We start from the raw sequence: 6,538 nt of genomic DNA on the forward strand, positions 1-6,538 counted from the left end.
TTTAGTTCAACCCTAATCGATCAAAAATCGTATCAACATGTTGGAGATGGTAGTTGTAATCAAAGCAATCCGCAATTTCGGACGGTGAAAGCAAGGAAGTAATTTTTTCTTCTGCTTCAATTAAGCCGCGGAAAGGAACTTGCTTTTCCCACGCTTCCATCGCTTTTGGCTGTACCGTGTCATATGCTTCCTCACGGGATAATCCCTTGTCAATCAAGGCAAGCAGCACGCGCTGTGAGTAAATCAACCCAAGCGTACGATCCATGTTGCGTTTCATGTTTTCTGGATAGACCGTCAAGTTTTTCACAATATTTCCGAAACGGTTCAGCATGTAATTCAAGCCGATGGTCGCATCCGGCAAAATAATTCTTTCTGCTGATGAATGGGAAATATCGCGTTCATGCCAAAGCGGTACATTTTCATAAGCGGTCAGCATGTAGCCGCGAATCACGCGGGCAATTCCCGTCATGTTTTCAGAGCCAATTGGATTGCGTTTATGCGGCATTGCTGATGAGCCCTTTTGTCCTTTTGCAAAAAATTCCTCAACCTCACGCGTTTCACTCTTTTGCAATCCACGTACTTCAACGGCAAATTTTTCAATCGACGTTGCGATTAAAGCGATGGTAGACATGTAGTGAGCATGTCGATCGCGCTGCAGGGTTTGCGTTGAAATTGGCGCTCTTTGCAGCCCTAACTTTTCACACACGTACTGTTCCACGAACGGATCGATATTGGCATAAGTACCTACAGCACCGGAAATTTTGCCAAACTCAATTCCTTCTGCAGCCTGCTTAAACCGTTCTAAGTTGCGCTTCATCTCTTCATACCAAAGTGCAAGCTTTAAGCCAAATGTCGTCGGTTCAGCATGTACTCCGTGCGTCCGCCCCATCATGACCGTGTATTTATGTTCTTGTGCTTTGTTTTTTAGAATCTCAATAAAGTTTTCAAGATCTTTTTGTAAAATTGCATTTGCCTGCTTTAAGACATACGATAATGCGGTATCGACTACGTCTGTAGAAGTTAAGCCGTAATGGACCCACTTGCGCTCCTCGCCTAATGTTTCGGAAACAGCGCGAGTAAAGGCCACAACGTCGTGTCTTGTTTCTTCTTCGATTTCTTTAATACGGTCAATATTGAAAGAAGCATTTTCACGTAACTTCTTTACATCTTCCTTTGGTATGTCTCCAAGCTCGGACCATGCTTCACATGCGAGGATTTCAACCTCCAGCCAGGCATTAAAGCGATTTTCCTCCGTCCAAATAGCTCCCATTTCAGGTCTAGTATAACGATCAATCATGTTTTATCCTCCAATCAGTTCTTTTGCTGTGCGCCAGATGCTGCTTTCTTCAATTTCTGAAAGTGCTGCTGAAACGTCATCTCGTAAAATGGTAACATGCCCCATTTTCCTTTTCAATTTTGGTTCCTTTTTGCCGTATAAATGAACCTTCCAGTCTGTCATTGCCGGAATTTCTTGATATAACTTTTCAAGATGCTCTCCTAATAGATTGACCATTACGGCCGGTTTTAATAGCTCTGTGCTGCCTAACGGCCAATTACAAATCGCTCGTATATGCTGTTCAAATTGTGACGTCTCACAGGCTTCAATCGTGTAATGCCCGGAATTATGCGGTCTTGGAGCCAGTTCATTAATGTAAATGGTTCCTTCCTCCGTCAAAAACATCTCAACAGCCAGTGTACCGACCAATCCGAGTGAATCAGCGATTAGCTTAGCCTTTTCCATGGCACGGCCTCGTAAAGTTTCTGATATCCTTGCCGGAGCAATCGTTGTATGCAAAATATTTTCATGATGAATGTTTTCTGCTACTGGAAAAAATGCCGTTTCACCATCAAGTTTCCTCGTCACAATTACGGAGATTTCTTTTTCAAAAGGAATCCATTTTTCTAGTACACACGCTCCATGATTAATGAGTGCATCTGCTTTTTGTAAATCTTTATCGCTTTTCAAAACAAGTTGTCCCTTGCCGTCATAGCCGCCTCGTGCCGTTTTCAATACAGCTGGGTAACCAATCCGTTTTATGTTTGAAAAAAGATCTTCTAAGCTGTTGATGACCTCATAAGGGGCAACCTCTACTCCAGCCTCTCGGATGGCTGCTTTTTCTTTAATTCGATCCTGCGTTATCGTTAAGAGCTTTGGACCTTGCGGGACATAAGCCTTCTCACAAATCCACTCTAATGTTTCAGCATCAATATTTTCAAATTCGTAAGTAATCACATCGCTGACCTCGGCTAGTCTGCTGATTGCTTCGCGGTCATTGTAAGCTCCAATGATTTCAAGGTCCGCCACTTGGCCGCAAGGAGAGTCGGTTGCAGGCTCTAAAACTGCAATCCGGAAGCCTTGTGCTTTAGCGGACAATGCCATCATTCTGCCAAGCTGTCCTCCGCCGATGATTCCAATTGTTGCTCCAGGTAAAATGGTTTTGTTAGACAAGTTGATCACTACTTTCTAGTGCTTCTAGTTTCATAGTTTCACGTCTAGCTTCTAATCTATTAGCCAGTTCTATGTCTTCCGTTGCTAAAATTTGTGCAGCCAGCAGGCCGGCATTTACAGCTCCGGCTTTTCCAATGGCCACGGTTGCCACTGGAACACCGCCCGGCATCTGCACGATTGATAGCAAGGAATCTAAGCCATTTAACGCTTTTGATTGAACCGGCACCCCGATAACTGGCAGCGTGGTTTTTGCTGCCACCATACCAGGCAGATGAGCTGCTCCTCCCGCACCGGCTATAATAACCTTTAATCCTCTTTCTCTAGCTTTTTCGGCATATGTAAACATCAAATCCGGTGTTCGATGGGCTGAAACAACCTTTTTTTCATACGGAATCTCTAATTGATCTAATATTTCACAAGCGTTCTTCATCGTTTCCCAATCTGACTTGCTTCCCATGATGACACCGACGCGCTTTTCCATTCCGATTCCCCCATTGATTCAAAATAAAAACCCGGCACAAATGGCATCTCTAGAAGAGAAAGCCATTTGTCCGGGCATGAGCATTTAAGGTCAACAAAACGGAAGTACTAGCCCCATTTTGTGTGCCGAACATATTGACTTTCCCTCATAGTCCAATAATTTACGGTTATTGGGTAGAAACTTATGGGCCATATTCCCATGGATATACGAGGGTAAAGATAAGTTGTTTTGTTAGATTATCTGCCTTTATCTTACCAATCAACCTTAAGACTGTCAACCAATAAATCGAACATTATTTTTAAATGACTCTACAACGTTCGTGTTTTACTCTATTATTTTCGCTTCAAAGACTATTTGACGGCCTATTGGCTCATAAATCGTCTCATTTCCTTTTTTTACTTCTTGAAAAATGGGTTTTTCTGTTCTCCGGACAGGAAAGTATCCTTGCTGCTTTATTCTATTCAGGCATTCCTCAATACTTTCATTTTCCTGCACTTCAAATTGCATCTTCTTTTTACTCATGAAAACAATTTCCCTCTTTTCACAGATTTCACCCAGAACCCGCCGTGAATCGCTTTCGGTTCATACGAGATAATGAATGCTTTCGGATCCAAGCTTTTAATCGTATCATATAGCTTTAATTCAAATTTTCTAGGGGTGAGAATTTGCATAGCCATGCGATCGCCCTCAAGACCATTTGCCTCCCAGTTTGTCACACCGTACCCTTTTTCTCTTAAAATTTTAGGCAAATCTTTATCATATTCCTTTGTAATGACATTAACAGTAATATACCCCAATGCCAGTTTCTCTTCAATTTTCATCCCAACAATGACACCAATGCCATATCCAACAGCATAGGCAATCAGGTTTTGGATTTCATTCAGATTATTTAAGACAAGGCCGAGTCCCAGTACATATATAACCACCTCAATCATACTTAGAAACGCAGCTAAGTAACGCTGGCCCTTTAAGGTCAGAATCATTCTTATTGTAAAAAAAGAAACATAAACAATATTAATCACGAGGATAATGGCAACCATAAGTAAACTATTTTCCAACATAAGATGTCCCCCCTTGCATTTTACACACTATACTTTAGCACATAATTTATAAACGGTCAGCCCTTTGCACTGATGCGGGAGAAACTTGAGATTTTACTACCATCGTATCTTCGGCAAGTTGGATTTGAAAATCATATAGAGTTTGAGCGATGATCCGCCTTGCTTCCTTCGCTGCATTCCAATATAAAGTATCATCCACAAGGCCGGTAATCGTATATTCAATCCCTCTAAAATTAGCGTTGATTGACGTCATCCCATAAACTTGAAATGGCTCGACAATACAATCGGACGAATCCTTTTTTAAACAGGGCCCGTTTGTTTCATTTATTTTTTCACAAGCAATTTCCAGGATTCCCATTACTCGGGCTGGGTCCTCCCGGTAACTCACAACCACTCTTTCAATAACACGCATTTGATCAATATTATAATTTTGAATTTGCTTTACTTCCCCATTGCTTATTGTCAGCAGCTTTCCGCTCCACTCCCTGACCTTTAAAAACCGCAGGCCAATCTCTTCGACTATCCCATTAAAGGTATTATTGACGGTAATAAAATCACCTTTATGAAGCTGCTTTTCATAAATTAAAAAAATTCCTGACAAGATATCCTTTATCAGGCTTTGCGCCCCAAACCCGACGATAACCCCGACAATCCCAGCACCTGCCAATACTCTGCCAAAATTATTCACATACTGCGATATGGCAAAAAATATGACCGTTAGCGTTGCCGTGTATTTAGTAAAGGAACGAATCATGCTTTCAATCGTTTGCTCTTTCCGCTCCTCAAGAAAATTTGTTTTTTGAAAAAAATTATGAATCACTTTATTTATGATAAAAACAATTAACCACGCGATTGCAACAGCTAATATAATGCTTGTTAATTTATACTGATGCAGAAAATCCAGTCTGTCCATCATGTCACCTGCTTCCATTCCGTTCATCTTTAGTCTTTACCATTGAGGGCATACTAAATGAATAAAATGGGGGGTATTTTTATGTTAAAAAAAGTTCTTCTAATTTTGTTTCTGGTTTTTTCTATCATTTCGTTCAATTCTCCTGTAAATGCTGAAAACTCTTTAAAGGCAGCTTTCATTCGGGGGAATGACCTTTGGATTAAGGTCGGGGATAAAGAAAAGAGGATTACTGCCGGTAATTATGTTAGATATCCAAAGTGGTCGTATGATGGTCACTGGGTAGCTTACCTAAAGGGCGGGGAGTCTCCCTATAATGGCGATTTGTGGCTTTACAATATTAAAATAAACAAACACTTTAAGGTAAAATCGAATATTACTAGAGACTTTCAATGGTCCCCTCGGGAAAATAAGATCGGTTTTCTTAAGGGGAAAGACTTATTTGTCTTAAATACAGCTACCTCTTTTCTGGGTAGTCAAGTAGCCGCGAATATTGAAAATTTTTCTTGGCAGCCTGATGGAAAGGGTTTACTTACCTCTTCTAAGGAAAGCGAAAAGTTAAATTCTGATATCATATTATCCAAGGTTTTATTAGGACGGCAGAAGCCGTTGGTAAAGCACTTTTTTACAGTCCCTGTTGGGGAAAATGAGCTCTATATTAGTACAAGTCAGTTTAAATGGTCTCATGATCGTAAGTGGATTAGTTTTTTAATGGTGCCAACAGCGTCCCTATCTGCTGATAGTAATATGCTTTGTATTCTTTCTTCAAATGGACAGGCCTTTAAAAGAGTTGATGAGATGTTAAATTATGAGGAGTGGTTTCAATGGGGACCTGCTAAGCATACTCTTGGATATATAAGCGGGATAGGCAGAGAGGCATTGAAGAATAAGCAATTGAAGACAGTTTGTGTGCCAGATTTTCATAGGGTAGTTCATACTCCAAAGGGGTATGCTGATCGGGATTTCGCATGGAAGAATAACGATATTTTGTATGCTTCACGTTCCAAGGAAAGTGAGTTAGTGGATGTTAATGAACGGCCATTGCCGAGTATATTTGAGGTTTCTAAAAAACAAAGGCAAGTGACCTTTCCTTCTAAAAAAGAAGGCGACTTTGCACCGCAGTTTTTGGACCGTTCTCTTATTTGGGTTAGGACGGATAGGGAAAAGGCTAATGTATTCGTTTCTAGGAACTCGGGAGAGGAATTATGGATTAGAGATATTACTTTAGGAACCTGGTATTACGAGAAGTGGCATTGGGATGAGGTTTTGGATTTATATGAGGGAATGGGTATCGGGAATCGATAAAGGTTGATGGTGTTTGAGATATTAAGAAGATTTAACAAGATCAGCGGGTTTGACTGTCGGGTTTGGACTATGGGACATTTCGTGTGATTTGAACTGGCTTTTTGTCCCATAGTGGGGGGTCTATGGGACATTTCCGTTGATTTAAGCTGGCTTTTTGTCCCTTAGAAGCAGTCTATGGGACATTTCGTCTGATTTGAACTGCATTTATGTCCCATAGTAGGGGTCTATGAGACATTTCCGGCCATTTGAGTTAACGTTTTGTCCCATTTAAGAGTCTATGGGACTCTTCAAACAGGATTCTTTGATCCCAAAACAAAAAGACAACCCTCTCG

The 6,538-nt window shown here is 41.0% G+C and carries 7 protein-coding genes and 1 riboswitch; of the genes, 1 reads left to right on the forward strand and 6 read right to left on the reverse strand.

Annotation, left to right across the window (positions count from 1 at the left end):
- Position 1 precedes the first annotated feature (1 nt).
- The 6 genes from purB to ACIFOT_RS25275 all read right to left on the reverse strand — a co-directional run bounded on the left by purB (position 2) and on the right by ACIFOT_RS25275 (position 4,907).
- Positions 2 to 1,297, reverse strand: a complete 1,296-nt coding sequence (gene purB / locus ACIFOT_RS25250) for an adenylosuccinate lyase (protein ID WP_430069466.1) — start codon at positions 1,295 to 1,297, stop codon at positions 2 to 4.
- A gap of 3 nt (positions 1,298 to 1,300) precedes the next feature.
- Complete coding sequence (gene purK, locus ACIFOT_RS25255) at positions 1,301 to 2,449, reverse strand: 5-(carboxyamino)imidazole ribonucleotide synthase (protein WP_430069469.1); 1,149 nt, start codon at positions 2,447 to 2,449, stop codon at positions 1,301 to 1,303.
- The gene (gene purE / locus ACIFOT_RS25260; RefSeq protein WP_335713876.1) at positions 2,442 to 2,930 is read right to left on the reverse strand and encodes a 5-(carboxyamino)imidazole ribonucleotide mutase; all 489 of its coding nucleotides are present in this window, start codon (positions 2,928 to 2,930) and stop codon (positions 2,442 to 2,444) included. The genes purK and purE overlap by 8 nt, the downstream gene beginning before the upstream one ends.
- Positions 2,931 to 3,058: 128 nt before the next feature.
- Positions 3,059 to 3,160: riboswitch (purine riboswitch) on the reverse strand.
- 94 nt (positions 3,161 to 3,254) lie between these two features.
- A complete protein-coding gene (locus ACIFOT_RS25265) occupies positions 3,255 to 3,452 on the reverse strand; it encodes an NETI motif-containing protein (protein WP_223596039.1) in 198 nt (65 codons plus the stop codon).
- Complete coding sequence (locus ACIFOT_RS25270) at positions 3,449 to 3,991, reverse strand: DUF2179 domain-containing protein (RefSeq protein ID WP_223596038.1); 543 nt, start codon at positions 3,989 to 3,991, stop codon at positions 3,449 to 3,451. The genes ACIFOT_RS25265 and ACIFOT_RS25270 overlap by 4 nt, the downstream gene beginning before the upstream one ends.
- A 46-nt stretch (positions 3,992 to 4,037) precedes the next feature.
- Positions 4,038 to 4,907: a mechanosensitive ion channel family protein gene (locus ACIFOT_RS25275; protein ID WP_430069482.1), complete on the reverse strand. Its 870-nt coding sequence runs from the start codon at positions 4,905 to 4,907 to the stop codon at positions 4,038 to 4,040.
- Positions 4,908 to 4,985: 78 nt separating this feature from the next.
- On the opposite strand from ACIFOT_RS25275, the gene ACIFOT_RS25280 reads away from it, so the two are divergent.
- Positions 4,986 to 6,206 (forward strand): TolB family protein, encoded by a 1,221-nt coding sequence (locus ACIFOT_RS25280; RefSeq protein WP_430069473.1) that lies wholly within the window; start codon positions 4,986 to 4,988, stop codon positions 6,204 to 6,206.
- Positions 6,207 to 6,538: the final 332 nt, after the last annotated feature.

The sequence above is a fragment of the Neobacillus sp. NRS-1170 genome (assembly GCF_050468025.1).

Bases quoted from the DNA above. Each gene is read 5' to 3' on its own strand.
- ACIFOT_RS25275 (WP_430069482.1), bottom strand. From the start codon at position 4,907: ATGATGGACAGACTGGATTTTCTGCATCAGTATAAATTAACAAGCATT.
- purE (WP_335713876.1), bottom strand. From the start codon at position 2,930: ATGGAAAAGCGCGTCGGTGTCATCATGGGAAGCAAGTCAGATTGGGAA.
- ACIFOT_RS25280 (WP_430069473.1), top strand. From the start codon at position 4,986: ATGTTAAAAAAAGTTCTTCTAATTTTGTTTCTGGTTTTTTCTATCATT.
- ACIFOT_RS25265 (WP_223596039.1), bottom strand. From the start codon at position 3,452: ATGAGTAAAAAGAAGATGCAATTTGAAGTGCAGGAAAATGAAAGTATT.
- purB (WP_430069466.1), bottom strand. From the start codon at position 1,297: ATGATTGATCGTTATACTAGACCTGAAATGGGAGCTATTTGGACGGAG.
- ACIFOT_RS25270 (WP_223596038.1), bottom strand. From the start codon at position 3,991: ATGTTGGAAAATAGTTTACTTATGGTTGCCATTATCCTCGTGATTAAT.